Raw genomic sequence first — 19,004 nt, 5'->3', positions numbered from 1 at the left:
CCATACAAAATTTGGCATTTCCTCCATCCCTGGAGGTCAGAAGTGCTTGCGGCGTTTCGCAGAAGTGTCTACATAACCCCCGCTGGGAAGCGTTAGATCACAATGAAGGTACAAGCTTCAATAACATATCTCAAAGTCATCTCTTCGTTTGAGATTTTTTGGCTTGTGATTACCAGTGATCAAACTCATAACTGGATATTTCTGAGTTACAATCGCAAATCTACTCGCTGTATTATTGTGAGTATCTAAAACGAACAATTAAATAATTGACTACAAAATATCGATGTAGAATCAGTCAAATTAAGAAATAATCTAAATCTATCGTAAATCATTTTTGATGAGCACTTGCTCAATTTCAGATAGCTCTTTTCGTGTCACTGGGTATTTCCAAGGGTAGCAATTTGTCATACGGATAGTCGCTCTCATTAATGGGTGATCCAATGTCAGCGGTACATTAACGTTTACCTTAGCTTCATTTATATGAGTCTCATGCGGGTGGTTAAGGATTTGAGGGGAGCCTATATTTACGGCCCAATGTAGCAGCATAAACTCTTCAATCAGAGCTTCTTTTTCTTCCTCTTCACAAAGTAATTCTTCTGAACCTACGGCCTCTCGTAACGCATCTTGAAACTGAAACCTAATTTCTGTAGACACTAAAGATAATTTAGCTAGCCATTTATCAGAGGCTTTGGCTAGCAAATCTCTACTACTTATCATCGTAAGTAGCTGATAAGAAAAAGAATAAATATACATTGATTCTTGTGACACAAGATTAATTGCCACGATCTTCGCTGGAAGTGAATAGGGTAGAGCAAGAATGAATCGAATAACATTGGATGCTTGACTATCAAGACGTACAGACAGGGCAACCAATACATCTTCTTTAGATTGGATGTGCTTATAAACTGAGCCCATTGATAAACCAGCTTTTTTAGCAATCGCCGACATCTTAAAATCGATCAACGAAGTATCGAGAATACATTGTGCAGCAGCATCTAATATTAGCTTCTCTTGTTCAGCGATAGTGTGTTTAGGGGCTGGCATAGTGAACCTTCATTCGAATAATATTCGGGTGAATGCTAATAAATCTCCCTACCTGAGTCAATCTTTATGGATAAGCTGCTATGAATACGAAAAGGTTGTCAATGAATATAATTTCAACACAAGTATGCTGTCTTAAAGTGATTGATATTTAAAGAGTAAAGTTACCTTCCTGCTCTCACCATTGCTTGAAACTTAAACCTTTCAGTTTGACAAAAAATTCCAACAATCCATAATCCGAATACTATTCGAATGTCATTCGAATGCGATTATTTAAACTTTTGTGGTGATTATATGAAAAAGAAAAGGTCTTCATTCGTAGGTTGGCTATGGGTGCTATCAAGCTTAGCCTTGATTATAGGTGGTTTAGGGTATTACAAATACAATCAAATAAAAGTCGCAATAGATATAGCGTCCTCCTTCCCTGAGCACTACGAAGTCGTCGATGCCACCTACGTAAAAGTTTCGGAGCATACACCGACTGTCAGCGTACTTGGCAGTGCGGCATCGCCACTGCAATCTAATTTATCACTGGAGCTGTCGGGGAAAGTTGCCTCTGTTGGTTTCCAAGCTGGTGGAAAGGCTAATGGAGGAGATCTATTATTTCAGGTCGATATTTCTGAAGAACGCGCGAGAATAAAATCGGCACAAGCACGCAAAAAACATGCTCAATCAGTACTTCAACGTTATCTAACTTTGCTAGAAAAAAAATCGATTAGCCAAGAGCAATATGATCAAGCTTACGCTGACCTTATCGTGATTCAATCTGAAATTGAGGTACTACAAGTCACAATCAAACAAAAGACCGTTATTGCGCCATTTGATGGGGTAATAGGACTTCATGATATCAAGTTAGGCGACTATGTCTCTGCTAACCAAGTACTTTCAACGTTTATTGGAGACAGTGACAAAGTCTGGGTAGATTTTAGCGTTCCACAATTCTACCCAGAGCTCGACATAAGCTCTCAGATACGAGCAAGAAACATTGATTCTCTTGGTACATCGCCTTTCCAGCAGGCAACAGTCATAGCAAAAGACACACAAATATCGGAGACAACTCGTAGCCTGAGATATCGCGCAGAGATTAGCCGAACCCTCGCCCCCTACACACCAAACATGCCATTGGAAGTGCTCATTCCGATAAGTGAAAACAAGACGGTATATCAAGTCCCTGTTATTTCTGTTAATCAGGATCTTTATGGCTCATATGTCATGAAGCTAATCGCACTCGACAATGAGCCCGGAGCTTACCGGGCAAAACGCGTTCCCGTACAGGTTATCTCAGAGATTAATGGATCGAAACTAATCACTGAAGGCGTACATGAAGGTGAAAAAATTGCGGCGGCTGGCGCATTCAAACTTTATGAAGGCTTGTTGGTTCGCTCAAGGGAAGGAGCTTTACCACAAGAGCCGCCACTCGTTGCAGCTATTGTTGGAGAATAACAGTGGATATCTTTGTTAAAAAGCCAGTTATAGCAATCGTCATTTCTTTGATCATTATCATTGCCGGTTTGATGGCATCACAACGACTATCGATTTCGCAGTTCCCCCAGATCGAAAGTTCGTCTCTTATCATCACCACTGAGTATGTTGGTGTCTCTGCTGATGTCGTAAAAGGTTTCGTTACAGAACCAATCGAAAGAGTTGCAATGAGTGTTCCGGGCGTCGACTACGTCGATTCATCAACAACAGCAGGACTGAGTAAGGTAACGGTATGGCTCAAGCTCAACGAAAATAGCACCAATGCGCTTGCTGAACTTAACTCACGGCTCAGCCAGATCTCTTATGAACTGCCAGATGGCGTGCAAGACCCAAGCGTTTCTGTTACCCGTGTCGACAGGCCAGGAGCCACTTTTTATCTGAATGTTTCTAGCACTACAATGGACAGAGCAGAGCTCACCGACTTTTTAGAACGCGACGTAACACCTTGGTTTGCGTCTGTGCCTGGCGTTCAAAGTGCGGATGTACTTGGTGGACGCAAGCCGGCTATGCGTGTATGGCTCGATCCTCTGAAAATGGCAAGTTTGAATATTGGTGCCGATCAAGTTCATCAGGCTTTAATCGATAACAATGTTATCGCTTCTTTAGGTCATGTAGAAAGCGCTAGCCAAAACATAAGTATCATGAGTAATGCACTGTACCAAAGTGCCGATGATTTTCGCCAAATGATCGTGAAAAAGAGTGGTGATACTTTTATTTACCTTAGCGATTTCGCTCGTATAGAGCTTGGAGAGGATCGCGGTACCGACTCTGCACGCCTAAATCTTAGTGAGTCGGTTTTTATCGGCATAGTAACGTCACCGGGTTCGAACGAAATTTCAATTGGTGATGCATTATACGAGCAACTTGTGGTCACTAATTCACGCTTACCAGAAGGAACAAGTATCACCATTGGCTATGATGGCACTCAATATATGCGAGACGCACTCAAGGAAATTTTCACCACTCTTGTCGAAACTGTGTTGCTGGTAGGCGTAGTGATTCTGTTGCTAATGGGATCATTTCGAACGGCGTTGGTGCCTTTGGTGACGATTCCTATTTCAATTTTAGGCAGTATCGCAGCGATGCTACTAGCGGGTTTCTCACTTAATTTACTGACCATTTTGGCAATCGTTTTATCTGTAGGACTGGTTGTCGATGATGCGATTGTCGTCGTAGAAAATGTCGCACGTCATATGCGAAATGGTAAAGGCCGAATTGAAGCTGCATTAATAAGCTCAAGAGAGCTGCTGCGCCCTATTTTCTCTATGACAATCACCTTGGCTTTAGTATTTGTCCCCATTGGTTTTGTCGGCGGTTTGTCTGGTGCTCTATTTAAAGAGTTCGCGTTTACGTTAGCCATTGCTGTTCTTGTTTCCGGTATAGTTGCTATTACTTTATCGCCAATCATGAGCGCCTACGTCTCTCAAGAAAAGGGGAAAGAAAGTCGCCTAACGCACAAGGTCAACCTGATATTCGATCGATTGTCAGCGCGTTATGAGAATGGACTATATCGTGTTTTCTCTCATGACCGAGCCCTATTGACTGGAGCATTTGTTCTTTCGCTTTTGATCGTTCCTTTCTATCTATTTTCACAGCAAGAGCTTGCTCCTGTTGAAGACCAAAGTTCGCTATTTGTTATTTCTGAAGCCCCTTCAGGTGGTTCTTTAGACTATAGCAATCAATTTATGCAAAAGGCGGTCAGCTCTATTGAGAAAATGGAAGGCATAGACATGGTATGGCAGACCCTTACTGAGTCAGGCGGTTTCAGTGGCATTAACTTCGTTCCATACGACCAACGCTCATACTCAACCTCAGATGTTGTACAAAATATTTATTTTTCACTCAAAGAAATCACTGGCTTGAGAATTTACCCAACGTCACCGATGCCACTGCCGACGGCTGGGCAATTTGATGTAGAAATGGTCATTCAATCGCAAGATAGTCACAGCGATATGCTTAGGTATTCATATGCACTGCTAGAGGCCGCGCAAAAAAGTGGCAAATTCATGTTTGTTGATACGGACCTGAAGCTAGATATGCCTCATGCACGACTTGAGTTTGACAGTACAAAAATGATGGACTTGGGGTTAACAACCAAAGCGGTAACAGACCAAATATCATTGATGGTGTCAGAGCAAGACGTGACACGTTTTGATAGTGATGGTAGAGCCTATCGTGTGATCCCCATGATTGAGGAGCAACAGCTAAATAGCAGTGAAACATTACTCACCCTACAAATAAAAACACCGAATGGCGATTTTGTACCCTTAAGTAGTATCGCAAACTTAGAGCAAACCGCTAGCGTACGCAGCGCGAACCGATTTAATCAACTCAACTCGTTTCGTGTTTTAGGTGGATTGGTGCCAGGGACAACACCTGATCAAGCGCTGAGTATTCTGGAACAAAAGGCAGAGGAGATATTACCGCCAGGATACCAAGTGAATTATGCGGGCAGCTCTCGTCAACTACGCCAAGAAGGAAACAGTTTATTCTCTGTGCTTGCCATCTCTTTATTCATGGTTTACATGGTTCTAGCTATACAGTTCAACAGCTTTCGTTCGCCATTAGTGGTATTACTCGGATCCGTACCTTTGGCTCTTGCTAGCGGTATGTCGTTTTCGTTTCTTGGTATGACAACGATGAATATCTACGCCCAAATCGGTTTTATTACTCTCGTGGGCTTAGTCGCTAAAAATGGAATACTAATTACAGAGTTTGCGAATGAGCTTCAACAAAAAGGGTATCGAAAATTGGACGCTGTCGTATATAGCGCAAAGTTAAGGTTACGACCTATTTTGATGACAACAGCTGCGACAGTACTTGGTCACTTTCCTTTAGTTTTAGTGACAGGACCAGGCGCAGAAGCCAGGAATAGTATTGGTATTATTTTGGTAGCAGGCATGTTTATTGGCACAATCTTTACCCTATTTGTGTTACCAGCAGTCTATTTGGCTCTAGCAGAAAATCTCAATAAATCTACAGACGCCTTGTTTGATGAGAGGCAAGCCGTGTTAACTAAGTAAACATTGAAAATGGTGAGTGTAGTAACTCACCATTTCAAGAAACAAAGGGGGCGTATCAAATAAGGTCAAATATTCTTGTAAACCACCAAGTTGTAGATACGGCTGCGAGCTTACAAAACATGGCCAAAAATGTTCCCTACATTTTCTGGCATTCCCCACATCCATGTGGGTCAGATGTTTTGGTAGAGCCCACAGGGCCAATTTTGTTCCATACAAAATTTGGCATTTCCTCCATCCCTGGAGGTCAGAAGTGCTTGCGGCGTTTCGCAGAACTTTCTCAAAACAAGAGTACATCCCCCCGCTGGGAAGCGATAGATTGCAATGAAGGGTCGACCTTCAAATACACTACCCAACAACTGCTGGTCGAAAATGTTCCAGACATCATTCGACATTTCCTCCATCCATGGAGGTCAGATTCCGGCCCAAAAGAGCTACCGGAATGACGGTTATACAAACAACAAGAAAATGTAATCAGCCTTCATTCGAAGGCTAGCTAACCTTGGGCAAAAGCAATTCACCACGAAGCACACAGAGGACACGAAGAAGAACATAAAAAGCTCAATCGAAGAGATAACTTTCTTGTAATCACCCAGTGTAGATACGGCTGAGAGCTTCCAAAACATGGCCAAAAATGTTCCCTACATTTTCTGGCATTCCCCACATCCATGTGGGTCAGATGTTTTGGCAGAGCCCACACGGCCAATTTTGTTCCATACAAAATTTGGCATTTCCTCCATCCATGGAGGTCAGATTCCGGCTCAAAAGCTCTACCGGAATGATGAGAAGGAACAAGCAAAACAAAATGAACTAAACAAAAAATGTAATCAGCCTTCATTCGAAGGCCAAATTACTGTTTACTCAATACCTGCCCCAGATATAGCTGAAGCAGGCCATCGAGTGTTTGAATATCGACGCCAGTGAGTTGTTGGATCTTATCCAGGCGATATCTTAAGGTATTTCTATGGATAAAGAGTTCATTAGCACACTGCTGTAGATCACCAAAGTGTTGCAAATAAGCGGTTAAGGTCTTACTGAGTTGACCATTCTTATCCCCGTTAACGAGCGTCTGATAGGGTGTTGTTAGTTCTTGTCCCCGCCAATCTCCCCTGAGTCCGGAGAGTAATACAAGTAGCGAGAAGTCTTCATAGAGATATTTGCTTTCATTGGGCCTAAGTTGTTGACCTAAGGCTAAGGTTTCTCGTGCTGTTATGTAGGAGCGACTGATATCGGCAGGGACTGGAAAGAAGTGTCCCAGGGCTATTTTTAATCGGATATTCAACTCTTCAGGAATGCGAGTGAGAAGCTGGTCGATACGTTGACTCTCAAGGTGTGGATCCCATTTGTTTCCATCCAAAAACGCGGGTTTTAAGATAACCAATTCAGTCATAGAGGTCATGGCGACTAAGTTACCACGTGAGGGACTTTCTAGCAGGTTGAGCACTTTTTTCAGCAGCGAGTTTGCCGAGGTTTGCTCTTCATCCCCTTGGACTTGAATTACTGCGACGACACGAGGGGCGTCTATTTCGATATTGAGCTGCAGTGCCCAGTCTTTGAGCTGAGGTGAAAACTCAGCGTCTGATTTAATCAGCTGCAGAATAAACTCTTCTTTCTGGCGATATTGCCATTGAGCCTGCTCTATGGAATTGGCTTGCTCGACGATCATCTCGGCGGTCATTTTTAATAACTCGCCATAGTTGTGCAAGGTTTCAGGTTCACCTGTGATGCCGATAACCCCGATGATCTCACCTTTATAATGCAGGGGTAAGTTAATACCGGCTTTTACCCCATGAAGATTGGCGGCGGTAGCCGAATTGATCTCTACTGTACGGTTTTGGCTTATCGCTAACAGCGCCCCTTCATGAGTCGAGCCAATACGATGGGGATCGCCAGAGCCTAAAATCACGCCGCGATTATTCATCACATTGATGTTGTGGCCAATGATCTTCATTGTGCGATCAACAATCTGTTGGGCCAGGCTAGGATCTAGAAAATACACATTGACTGTCTCGAAGGAGTTTTCATTAGCTTAAGGTATTTTGGCTGGGCTAACTATGAGATATGGCAAACTTTTATGGCGACGCTCTTGTTTGTCCAAAGGCAGTGGGGCAAACAAGAGCTGGGGATTTTATGGCTCGATGGTATAAATAACGCTATTCAGAATAGTGATTTATTTGCCAGCTAGATGTTGTTCCAGGTTTAGCGACTAATACACTGAGAGTGTCATTCGACTCTTGTGTGATAACGGCCTGTAGCAGGTAGTTACTGGTGTTGCTGTAATCCGGGCTTGTGCCAGAGGGAATAGCGAAGACATTAACTTCAGCCAGATTTTGATCATATTTAATAGGCGCAGACACTTGGTTAAAGGCCAAGTTGAGGGCAATAGCGGTTTGTGCATCAGCATTATAGATATCGATACTGCGGGGCTCTAAGGCGTTAGCGTGAAACAAGCGATAGCTGGCTTGCTCACCTTCGAGCTTGTTGATGCGGATAAGTGACACGGCTTGAGTCGTAGGTTTCTCACCTGTAGCAAGTAGGAACAGGTCTTGTTGAGTATTGCTATAACTCATGGTGCTTGTGCTGAGCAAAGACTGATTATTGAGTGCGTCTTTTACTGTGAAGCTTAGATTGGCTTGAGGTAAACCAGTCCAACCGAATTTAGATGTTCTTTGTTGCTCTAAATAATCGATATTTGAGGCTATTTCAACTTCATCTATGCCGATATGCTCATAGAAGAGATCGACTTTAGTGGCTAATTGAGTATTAGGAATAAGGTTAATGAAGTCAGCATTGAATTGATACGTGCTGCTGTTGCCTGAATTTCCATTCGTCTCTGCTGTGGAGTTTGCGCCGCCACCGCTACATGCCGTGAGCACACTGATTGATAATAGGGTGAATAACCGAGGTAAGTGAAATTGTGCCAGGCGAGAAGATACTACTGATGCCATAAACTTAAGTTCCGTCTAAACTAATCCATATGCAGTAATTTTATATGTGTTACAGGTATTACATCAAGGTATATATCTTGTTGAATCTAACATTTATGGTATTTACCGATGTAATCAATATTATGGGTCTTCTGAATCTCGAGTTAAGACTGAGATTTCTTAGCAAGTTTATTTTGGTACATGTATTCGTCGGCAATTTTTAACAATGATTCGAGATCGGTTTCTTCACCAGGTTTGAGCACGGCATAACCGAATGAGTATTCTATCTCAGTTTTTAAGGAGCAAGCCGATAAATGCTCAGCCATTCTGTGATTGAACAGTTCGACACAGTGCTCGTTTTCAGCATGAATCAATACCAGAAACTCATCGCCGCCCCACCTGGCGACTAAGTCACAGCTTCGACTGTTCACTTTCAGTGTTTTTGCGAAGACTTTTAAGATGTCATCTCCAATTTCATGGCCAAAAATGTCATTGGCTTCTTTAAAATGATCCAGGTCGAAATAAAGCAAAATAAGTTGCCGGTTGAGTCTCTGGGCTAAGTCTTGAGTGCTGAGAAGCAGGTCTTCGAAGCCACGTCGATTATAGATTTGTGTTAATGGGTCGGTATAGCTGAGTGTCAGCAGTTGATTCTCTTTATACAGATGACGAAGGTCACTATCGATCACCTCTTTAATGACTCCAAGCGCATTGATATAGGTTTCAGGGTAATCGGTGGCCTTAGTGTCTAACACACACAGGGTGCCGAAAATGCTGCCATCGGGCCAGGAGATAGGTAAGCCTAAGTAAGAGACATAGTTATCTTCGGTGTATTCTGGGTTATTGCTCCATTGGGGATCGAGCTTGGCGTCTTTAACATAGAGCTCGATCGAGTTTTTGACTACGTGATGACAATAGATATTAGTGTCTAAATCGACACTGCCTGGTTGATAATGTGTCTCTGGTTTTTGTGACGCTATGATGACTTCGATGCCCTTGAGATTAGCTTGATTGATGAAAGTAGCCGGAGCATGGAACATGTCGGCGACAGTGTTTACCAGCCGCTGCCATCTTTGCCAGTCGATCTCCTCTATCTCTAGCTCTAAAATAGATGAGTAAGGGTAAGGAGCACGTGTTGGACTTAGCATGTCACTCACAAATTGACCTCAGATCTTGTGTTATTAAAATTAAGTTTAGCTAAGGCCTAGAGGTTTTGTTGGGTGAGTGGATGTTTATTACTCATTTAAGATAATAGTATGAGGGGCCTAGTCTGTGGAGTGATTCGTTTCAAGTTAAGCATTTAGCTCAACCCTGAACTGTTAATATATCTTTCACCTTGTTTCTGAGTCTTGGAATGACCTCTGCCTCAAACTCTGGATGGCGTTTAAGCCAGATATTATTCCTCGGGCTTGGATGAGGCAGGGCGATGCTTGCTGGCCAATACTCCTGCCAGTTCATCACAGCCTGAGTCACTGACAGCTTATTTTTTCCTTGTTTACTATTCAGGTGATAGTCGATGGCATATTGGCCTAGAATGATAGTCAGCTCGATATGGGCTAACTCTTCAAACAAGGTTTGACGCCAGATCGGCGCACATAATGGCATGGGCGGTTTGTCGCCGGATTTTTTACCATTTCTGATTATGGTGCCGGGAAAACAAAATCCCATAGGTACTATGGCAAACAGGTTTGCATCGTAAAACTGTTCCTCTGTTACACCTAACCAGTCTCTGAGTCGTTTACCACTGGGGTCGTGAAAGGGCGCTCCTTTCTCGTGGGCTTTTATGCCTGGTGCTTGGCCAGCAATTAATATTTTGGCATTTTGCGAGATTTGGATGATAGGCTTTGCAGGCAAAGGCAGCTCAGCCTGACATAAGTTACAGGCTGAGATTTTTGCTTTGAGCTGCAGGAACTTATCAGATGGTTTCATTCATTATATGAGGTCATTGTTTATCGAATCATTATGACTCATCTATTGCGTGAATACTTGCAAGGTTTGTAAGCCAGTTTTTCGAGCTAGAGACAGTGACGCTAATGTCGATGTGAGACAGTTTTAAAAAATAAAAATGCCAGCGACTAATAAGATAGCAGCTGGCATTTATGTTTTAGCTAGGCCCTAGGCCCTAGGCCCTCGGAACTTCTTACAACCTATAGCTCATACTCAACATGATTAAGTGGGCTGTGGTAGGTCATAGAGTTGGCTGTTTGAGCTTCATCTATAATCTACCCGAGTTTTTACAACCTATAACTCATACTCAACATTATGAGGTGGGCTGTGGTAGGTCATAGAGTTGGCTGTTTGAGCTTCATCTATAATTTACCCGAGTTTTTACAACCTATAACTCATACTCAACATTATGAGGTGGGCTGTGGTAGGTCATAGAGTTGGCTGTTTGAGCTTCATCTATAATCTACCCGAGTTTTTACAACCTATAACTCATACTCAACATTATGAGGTGGGCTGTGGTAGGTCATAGAGTTGGCTGTTTGAGCTTCATCTATAATTTACCCGAGTTTTTACAACCTATAACTCATACTCAACATTATGAGGTGGGCAGTGTAATCGTGGCTGTTTGAACCAAAACTCACTACATTCCAGATACCGTCAGGTGCTATCTCATTGCCAGCATCATTATCTTGGTATTTCTCCATCTTATAATCTAAGCGAAGCGCCATTTTTTCGGTGGCTTGATACTGACCATAGATGTTGATGTTATGGGACTTGGCATAGTAGTCGCCGTAATCTCCGGTGACACCTTGGGTGACCTGAGTATTACTGTCTGAATTTGAATAAGTGTAATCTACGCCTAAACGTAACTTTTTCTCCATCAGGTTGTTATAACTCCAGCCTGCACCGATCACATCGACCTGATCTTCAACCACACCAAACCAGTTTGGCGTGCTGAAGTTAGTGCTACCTGATTGATCTGATTCTATGTTCTGACGGTTATAAAATGCCGTCAATGTCATATCATCGTTGATCAGGTAACTTGCACTGACATCATAACTAAGATCTCTAGATTCAGTTAAACCAATCTGGGTGTCGTTATAGTCATCCAGTGCGTATCGCGTACCTAAGTCGATAGTCAACGCCTCGGTAGGGCTGTGAGTGATACGAGCCTCAACCATGGTGCGTTTGCGATCTGCTAGGTTGTACTTACGTAGCAGGTCGTTAGACTCGTTTGAAGTCCACTCTGATGCTTGGTATTCAGAACCGTCACGCTCGCCATAGCTACCCTTGATCCACATATCCCAGTTTTCGAACTTACTCAGACGGAACTTGCTCCAGAGTGTGTGTTCGTTGGTGGTTTCTCTATCTTGATAGCTGCGGTCATCCTGGCGGTAATCATAACCCGCTTCGAGTCGCATACCGCGAGTGATGCGATAGTTGGCACTTAATTTAGCCCTTTGTGTGGTGATGTCATAGGGCGTGTTATAGGCAGCTTGCCCTGTTGTTGAGTCTATGCTTATCTGCGTCCATTCTTCAACGTTAGTCTTGTTGTCACGATCGCTATAATCATAGCTTGCCTTAATACTCACGCTGCGATTTAAGCGAGAGACTAGCTTCAAGTTCACACCTGTCATGTCGACGCGACCATCGAGGGATTCTGCTGGCATCTGGTAACCGTACCCAGAGGTGACAAACGCTTGATCTTGGGTCATTTGTCCGTAATGAACGCGGCCACTCAAGATAGTCTTATCGGCAGTGACTCGGCCCATCAATGAAACCGTATGAGCTTCATTGTCAGGATCTAATGCCATGGTGCCTTGAGTTTGCGCGCCGAACGTTGGGTTAAAGGCGTTATCAAACGTTAGCTGACTATACTGGTTTTTAAAGCTCGAACCTGAGTAGTTAAGTGCTGTGAACCAGTTGTCACCTTTAAGCTTTATACCTGCTTCTACCGTATCTGTGGTGTAATCGACGGGTTCAGCTAACATCATAGACTGGTTATAGAAACTACCAGAAGCTTGCTTAAGTCCGGTCTTATTTTCACGTTGATAATTTAGATAAGTGGTCCATAGCTCCTCACCCGGCTCAGCATCAAACGTATAGTCGAAACCAAGTCCGGCTCGTTTACGCTTAAGTGATAACTCCATAGGGTTCAGGCTGCTGTATAGCTGAGTCATATCTTGACTCGAACCTGCCGTCTGCCAGTTATCTGGCAGGGTTAGATGGTCTCCACCAACGCCCTGATAAGGTGACATGGCGCTGTCTGTTTTATAGGTGGCAATCTGACGATAGTTAAGGTTCAGGTTGTACTGACCGGATTTACCGGCATTAATATCTAAACGGCCATTTTCCATGCCGAGGTTATCGGCCTCTATGGTGGCGCGGTAACCTGATTCGCTAACATATTTCAGATCTGCATCTAGCTTAGCCGCTAACTCGTTTTCGGCTGCGAAGGCGTTGGCAGAGCGAATATCATCGCTATTGTTATAGCCCATGCCGACACCGACAGTGCCGTTAACGCCAGTTTCGACAACGCAGCGTTTACACGCCCACTTGTCGAACTTAACCTTGTCGGTATTCGCATCTTGAATACCATAGCCGCCAGCTGCCATTGCCGTGCTGACAAAGCCAGCATTAGCAAGTAGGGCGAGGGTGACTAAATTTAATTTGAATTTCATCTTCTCGACTCCGTTTAGCGCTGAAATAGCTTGCCAGATGGGTGGTTAGAACCATGGATCTGGCTATGGCAGTTCAAACAGCTGCGACCACCAGTGAATGCATTGCCACCTACGGTTGAGCCTTGATCTGTGTTGCCCATGTAGGCACTACTGGAATGACCGTCACTGGCATGACATTGCTGACAAAGCTGAGGAGCACGAGTCTTCAGCATCCCTTCGTTCACCGAACCGTGTGGATTGTGACAAGCGACACAATCTTCAGTTACGGGTGCATGCTCCCACAGTTTTGGGCCGCGCTTCTCGGCGTGACAGGAGTAACATGTCTCGTTAACCGTAGGTTTTACAAGATCTGAGTCGCTCAAAGTGCCATGTGGATTATGACAATCGCTACACACCATTTGGGCCCACTTCATCGGGTGGCTTGAGCGCTTGTTCATGTCAGCTTTTTGCTTGGTGTGACAACTAGTACAGACTTCCATCTCGGTGTTTTTAGACAAAACAGGGTCTTTATCTGTGTGTATGGAGTGACAAGAAGCACAAGCAACGTCGGCATTGTCATGGTGTCCACCATTCCAATCCATACGCTTATCATCTAAGTGACAGCTCATACAGACACTGTTTTGTTTTTCGGCTGACAGAGTCGAGTCTGGACCGAAGGCGATCATTGGCTCGTTACCGCCGCGGTTATGCTTACCAAGAGGGCCGTGACAGGCTTCACATTGAAGACCAGCCATAGGGCTCTTACTTGAATCGATTGAGCCATGGACACCTTTAAACAGATCCATCACTTTTTCAGATTTACGGTGACACATTAAGCAAGAATCGGCGCCTTTAGGGGAGTATTTACCTTCGGCAAACTTCTTATCTAATGTGGCTTCGACTTCATCGGGAGTCATCTTGGCATCCCACTTTGACGCGTGAGCGACAGAAGTCATACCGAGAGACAAGACTGCTGACACTAGCAGTACGGGGAGCACTGACAGTGAAACAGATTTTAGTGTATTAATGATTTTCATATTTGGCTTCCTAATCTGCACAAATTCGCTTGAAAGCAGGGGGAGAGGACTCCCCCTTTCAAACTCTCTATTTATCGTTAAGAGTTGAGCAAATTACATCTTCACCGAAGTGTGATCATTGATGCTTGGGTTGTGACACAAGAAACAGGTTTCAAGTTGGGCTGCATCGTTGGCGGCTTCATAGGAACCGTCGATGATGGCACCTTGACCTTCAGCGTGTGGCTTGAAGCTATCGCTATGACTATGACAAGAGCTACATGTTGCCGCGATAGGTGTGCTGTATTTGCCTGATGAGGTTGCTAACGCACCTTTCACCTTGAAAGCATCAAGGTTGAAGTCGTTATGACACTGACTACAGGTCATGCCTGAAATAATGCCGTAATCACCAGAACTATGTACTGAGTGAAGTTTCATCTCGAGTGCACCTTTGTTGCCGCCACTCATGTAAGTACCATCTGGAGTGTGACAAGCGACACAGCCATTAACACCAACAATCATCTCACCCGCTTCGTTGATGCGGCCTAGCTGCTCTGTCATCACGAAACCTGCATGGTACTCTTGATGTAGCTCCCACTCGGTGCCATGACAGCTTTCACAAGCTGCAAAGTTAACTGAATCTGTGTGACGTACACTCGGTGCTTCACCAGAAAGTGTGCCGTGGGCAAGCTCTGCTTTCATTGATGTGCTATCAACGCCTTCACCACAGGCAAGCAGATCAGTACCGTCGTTGCATAAGGTCAGGCCGATAAAGCTAAATGCTGTATCAGTATCTGCGCCGACTTCACCGTAAGGAAGGTTAGCGATTGTGGTGACAAATTTACCATCAACAATAGAGGCTGCTTCATCGAGGGTGCCATCTTTAACTAGATTAATAAGCACTTTATGCTCACCATTACCAGGGCTTGGGTTGTAGCCCATTATCGGGAAGTTAGGACCCACGTTAGTGATAGATTCCAGTTGCTCAATATTAGTCAATAATGTTGCAGCATCTATTGCGGCGCCGTCAGCACCAGTAATGGTAATGCTGAGTGTGGTATCGCTACCTGAGTCTGTGGCTATCGCAGTAAGGCTTGCTTCCATACCATATTGGTCGATAAGTGCTTTCTTCTCAACGAAGCCACCCATATGAAGCTCTTCTGTCCAACTTGCGTTATGACAAGCGATACAGTTGCTGTTGTCATTTTGCTGAGAGTGACCTTCACCGGCTTTAAAGTCGATGTTAACGTGACAACTTGTACAGGTTTCCATGGTTGGAACGCGCGTCCAGTTGCCCCATTCACTTAGCTCATTGCTACCTTCTTCAGGTGCAATGTGACAGGTTTGACACTTGTCTTGCAGCAAAGCGTGCGCTTTTTCTGCATCTTTAGTGAATTCACCAGTATCTTTGTCAGCTTTATAGCCTTTGGCTGAGTTGTGTACGTTGTGAACCAGGTGAGTGAAGGCCACTTCTGGCTTACCGCGCCCTTCGGCCCACTCTTGGGTATGACAAGATGCACAGGTTTCTGCTGAAGTGTAGCTGTGATAAATTGCTTCTCCTGCAGCATGGCAAGAAGCACAGGTTTCAGTTGAAACTATGTCTTTGGTATAAAGCGCTTGGTAGCCGTCACCTGAGAAATCTTCTGAAAGCTCGGTACGTGGTACAGAAGTTACGCCATCTTGCAGTGTCGATGCACTGGCGATAACGTTGTATCTTTGAGTTAGCTCTGAATTATAGCCTTCAACCTCAATGGTGAAGCTATAGTTGCCATTCTTGTGGTCGGTAAAGGTTTTCTCAGAACCAATTTTCTGCCACTGAGCGCTGTCACCAGCGCTGGTAGAACCTTGTGGGAGAAGCTGGGCAACGGCTTTAACTTCCAAGTCTTTTAAACCTACAACCGGAAGGTCTTCTTCGTTAGTGGCGAAGACTTCAATGGTTGGCATGCCGTCTTGGTAAGTCACCTTAGTCACATCTAAGTTGAGTACATTAACTACATCGGCAGCTGGACCGCCTGGGTTGCCGTCATCACCATTATTACCGTCACTGCCACCACAACCAGTTAAGGCTAGAGATACAGCACTTGCTGCCAATAGCAGCACAAACTTATTATTTATCACGTTCATCATTTTTTCCCTGCATAGGTTTGACATTGGCTCAAGTGCTTGGTCAGCTAAGCTAACCGATTATCATTTAGATGATTTCATTATTAGTGCTACTTAAGTCGATGCTGGAAATATAATTCCCTAGGGGAAGGCTAACGTAATAGGGGGGTGAAATCTGCAAAGCAGGTGTTAATGTGTGACCAAGATCCGCCTATTTATAAAGTGGTAGTTTAGACAGAGGGGAAACGCTATTCCAGATCAATAAATGAGCGGGTTAGTTGATAACTATTCTCAGTTAAGTTGATGTTATGTATGGTAAGTGTTTAATATTTTCTTTTTTTACTTACGCAGATAAAATAAAGGGAGGCTAAGCCTCCCTTTGGGTATAAATAATGATGGTTTAACGGCTAGAGAGCGAGTGCTAATTCATCATATTTAGTTAGTGCTTGCCGCTGATTAGTTACCGTGAAGTTCCATTAACTTCTCTGGAGAGTGACAAGTTGAACAGGTCTCTTTCGCACGATTTTGAACGTCTTCAGCGCTGATACCATCTAAGATACCGCCGTTTGTTTCGATGTGAGATTTACCAGAATCACTGAGGTATTTCTGGTGGCAGCTCATACATGAACCCGCATCAGAAGAGACCCACATGTCTTCTCCAGTCAACATGTCACCGTAGCGCCATGTACGCTCTGGAGCTCGGCCAAGTTGAATACCGTCATCAGTATGACAGGTCATACAATCGGTTTTTATTACAGTACTCGAACCAACACCTGCATACTTGAGGTAATGTCCTTCAGCTTCATGTGCTTTGTAAGCGAAACTGGTTGGCTTCTTAGCATTAGGGTACTGCTCACTCGCATTACTTTTAGTGGTCTTGTCTGATGTATGACATGTCTGGCAATTCACACCATTGTTGTAGTGATAAATCTCCTGATTGTGGCAACCTGCACACTTAGTTTGGTCGATAATGTCACGACGCGCCATAGGAGCTGTGTCTAAGTCTGCACCTGTGTCACTCCAAATAAAATGGAACGGCTCATCTTTCACTTCAACTTTGCGAACACCTTCAGTTGTACAATCTGTCATTTCCACGACAGGGCGGCCATAACCACCATTGTTGTAACAAATTTTAAGTGCAGACCAAAGCTCAAACGTTTTTCCGCTTGCATCGGCAGGAAGGTCGATACCAGCATAAGTCATCACCCATGCATTAGCTGCAGCGTCATAGATGCCTTCGCTAAGTTTCATACGACGTTTGCTATATGAAGCTTCAGAGTATGAAGGGAAGTCTTTATCGCTGTCCCAAGCCATTACAATACGAGAACCAGTATCGACAAACTCTGCAGCTAATGGCAGGCCATCAGTACCCAGCACTTGAACTGTGGTTGTGAACTTACCATCGCTATCAACACCAATTTCAGAGAATTGTACACTCATCTCTTGGGTTTCATTGTAGGCTTTCATGATATCGCCGTGAGCTTCTTTAGCACTACGTGCATAGCCTTCTTCGATATGACAAGACATACAGTTTTCGTTGCTTGGATCGTGATATGCCTTAGGCATAGTCGTGTGACAGGCAATACAAGCTTGGTTGCTTTGATTGGCTTCGAATAAGTCCGCATTAACTGGCGCATTTTCGCCTGTGACGTGACATGAGGTACAGTCAGCAGCGGGTCCCTGAGGGAACATCACTTTACCGTAATCGTGAACGCCACCACCGTATCCTATAACCTTGTAAGGTGCTGGAATATTGCCATTCTCATCAGCATCAGGTGAGTCAGGGCTATAAGTTGTTCTGCTATTTCCTTTATGGATAGCGTGGATCATATAGGTGAAGTCGACACTGTTACCACTTTCAGGATCGCCTGAAGTCGCAGTATGACAAGATACACAGTTTTCAAGATTGATTCGACGCCCACCGTGGAACTCTAGGCTATCTGGTTGGTGACAGGTGTAACAGGTTTCGATAGAAACGACTTCACGAGTTTGAATGCCGTCAGTGGTGCCAGTAGATGGCTGCCAATCATAATTTGCATTTGCAGCAAAGCTAGGTAACTCAAGTTCCAATGTGGCACGTTGAGTGTAGTCTGCGTTGTAAATGACTTCAACAGGCGTTGTGACGTTGCCAATATTTTGTTGGAAGGAATAAGTATATGTCCCATCGTTATTATCAACAAAACAGGTTTCGCAATCACTGGCTTTTTCTACATTAGCCTGGAACTGATTCGTTGGGTTAATATCTGATTCACCTTCAGGAACCCAGTCCGGGTTAGGTGATTTTTCAGCATTGATATAGGCTTGCCATTGGTAACCACGGTCGTATTCTGTGGGTACGCCATCTTTGTCGTTCATGGTTTCGGTAACATGTGCAAGCTGAGCGATACCAAAACGCAGATCGTGATCTTTAGTCAGGCCGAGAACGGCAACACCATTATCATTTTCAAGAGTGAAGTCGACGGTGACTATGCCCGCTTCGACAGCAGCATTAGTAAATATCGCATTGACACTCTTAGCCGAGTCTATATTTACGCCAATAGGACCAGGCTTGCCATCTTCACCATCACTACCGTCGCTGCCGCAACCAGCAAGTGCAAGAGAGAGTATCCCAGCACTGAGTACAGCTTTGGCTGCTGCACTTTTTTTTAGATTAAAAGAGTTGAACTTTTTCATCATGATTATTCCCTGCAATAGTTTTAATCATCACTGAGTCACTATTTAAGCGTTTGCTTTATAAGCTTTGCGATATATAAGAGTAATTCTCATTATCAACTTGTTGTTAAACAGCAACTTAGTGTGTGGAATTTATTTCCC

Annotated in this window: 11 protein-coding genes; 2 read left to right on the top strand and 9 right to left on the bottom strand. The window is 44.1% G+C overall.

Annotated elements, in window-relative coordinates; all coding sequences use genetic code 11:
• Window positions 1-318: 318 nt before the first annotated feature.
• Window positions 319-1,044: a TetR/AcrR family transcriptional regulator gene (locus FM037_RS19170; protein WP_144047301.1), complete on the bottom strand. Its 726-nt coding sequence runs from the start codon at window positions 1,042-1,044 to the stop codon at window positions 319-321.
• A gap of 291 nt (window positions 1,045-1,335) precedes the next feature.
• On the opposite strand from FM037_RS19170, the gene FM037_RS19165 reads away from it, so the two are divergent.
• Window positions 1,336-2,484, top strand: coding sequence for an efflux RND transporter periplasmic adaptor subunit (locus FM037_RS19165; RefSeq protein WP_221937431.1), 1,149 nt, complete (start codon window positions 1,336-1,338; stop codon window positions 2,482-2,484).
• Between the two features lie 2 nt (window positions 2,485-2,486).
• Window positions 2,487-5,546 carry an efflux RND transporter permease subunit gene (locus tag FM037_RS19160; protein ID WP_144047300.1) on the top strand — a complete coding sequence of 1,020 codons (3,060 nt, stop codon included), beginning with the start codon at window positions 2,487-2,489 and terminating at the stop codon, window positions 5,544-5,546.
• Between the two features lie 847 nt (window positions 5,547-6,393).
• Here FM037_RS19160 and FM037_RS19155 read toward each other — a convergent pair.
• From FM037_RS19155 to FM037_RS19120, 8 genes are all read right to left on the bottom strand, one after another.
• Window positions 6,394-7,542, bottom strand: coding sequence for a sugar diacid recognition domain-containing protein (locus tag FM037_RS19155; RefSeq protein ID WP_144047299.1), 1,149 nt, complete (start codon window positions 7,540-7,542; stop codon window positions 6,394-6,396).
• A 154-nt stretch (window positions 7,543-7,696) separates the two neighbouring features.
• Window positions 7,697-8,491 (bottom strand): hypothetical protein, encoded by a 795-nt coding sequence (locus tag FM037_RS19150; RefSeq protein WP_144047298.1) that lies wholly within the window; start codon window positions 8,489-8,491, stop codon window positions 7,697-7,699.
• A 143-nt stretch (window positions 8,492-8,634) separates the two neighbouring features.
• Entirely contained in the window at window positions 8,635-9,615 is a 981-nt protein-coding gene (locus FM037_RS19145) for a sensor domain-containing diguanylate cyclase (protein ID WP_144049045.1), read from the bottom strand.
• 157 nt (window positions 9,616-9,772) lie between these two features.
• Window positions 9,773-10,396, bottom strand: coding sequence for a uracil-DNA glycosylase family protein (locus FM037_RS19140; RefSeq protein WP_144047297.1), 624 nt, complete (start codon window positions 10,394-10,396; stop codon window positions 9,773-9,775).
• A 587-nt stretch (window positions 10,397-10,983) separates the two neighbouring features.
• Entirely contained in the window at window positions 10,984-13,095 is a 2,112-nt protein-coding gene (locus tag FM037_RS19135; protein ID WP_144047296.1) for an MtrB/PioB family decaheme-associated outer membrane protein, read from the bottom strand.
• 14 nt (window positions 13,096-13,109) lie between these two features.
• Window positions 13,110-14,111 (bottom strand): DmsE family decaheme c-type cytochrome, encoded by a 1,002-nt coding sequence (locus FM037_RS19130; protein WP_144047295.1) that lies wholly within the window; start codon window positions 14,109-14,111, stop codon window positions 13,110-13,112.
• A 93-nt stretch (window positions 14,112-14,204) separates the two neighbouring features.
• Window positions 14,205-16,214 carry an OmcA/MtrC family decaheme c-type cytochrome gene (locus FM037_RS19125; protein ID WP_144047294.1) on the bottom strand — a complete coding sequence of 670 codons (2,010 nt, stop codon included), beginning with the start codon at window positions 16,212-16,214 and terminating at the stop codon, window positions 14,205-14,207.
• A gap of 432 nt (window positions 16,215-16,646) precedes the next feature.
• Window positions 16,647-18,866, bottom strand: coding sequence for an OmcA/MtrC family decaheme c-type cytochrome (locus FM037_RS19120; RefSeq protein ID WP_144047293.1), 2,220 nt, complete (start codon window positions 18,864-18,866; stop codon window positions 16,647-16,649).
• Between the last annotated feature and the right edge of the window lie 138 nt (window positions 18,867-19,004).

Source organism: Shewanella psychropiezotolerans (genome assembly GCF_007197555.1).
GTDB lineage: Bacteria > Pseudomonadota > Gammaproteobacteria > Enterobacterales > Shewanellaceae > Shewanella > Shewanella psychropiezotolerans.
This window is presented reverse-complemented; position numbering and strand designations above follow the sequence as displayed.

Coding starts and splice junctions, on each gene's coding strand:
- FM037_RS19125 (WP_144047294.1), bottom strand. CDS start 16,214: ATGATGAACGTGATAAATAATAAGTTTGTGCTGCTATTGGCAGCAAGT.
- FM037_RS19130 (WP_144047295.1), bottom strand. CDS start 14,111: ATGAAAATCATTAATACACTAAAATCTGTTTCACTGTCAGTGCTCCCC.
- FM037_RS19165 (WP_221937431.1), top strand. CDS start 1,336: ATGAAAAAGAAAAGGTCTTCATTCGTAGGTTGGCTATGGGTGCTATCA.
- FM037_RS19135 (WP_144047296.1), bottom strand. CDS start 13,095: ATGAAATTCAAATTAAATTTAGTCACCCTCGCCCTACTTGCTAATGCT.
- FM037_RS19140 (WP_144047297.1), bottom strand. CDS start 10,396: ATGAAACCATCTGATAAGTTCCTGCAGCTCAAAGCAAAAATCTCAGCC.
- FM037_RS19150 (WP_144047298.1), bottom strand. CDS start 8,491: ATGGCATCAGTAGTATCTTCTCGCCTGGCACAATTTCACTTACCTCGG.
- FM037_RS19170 (WP_144047301.1), bottom strand. CDS start 1,044: ATGCCAGCCCCTAAACACACTATCGCTGAACAAGAGAAGCTAATATTA.
- FM037_RS19145 (WP_144049045.1), bottom strand. CDS start 9,615: ATGCTAAGTCCAACACGTGCTCCTTACCCTTACTCATCTATTTTAGAG.
- FM037_RS19120 (WP_144047293.1), bottom strand. CDS start 18,866: ATGATGAAAAAGTTCAACTCTTTTAATCTAAAAAAAAGTGCAGCAGCC.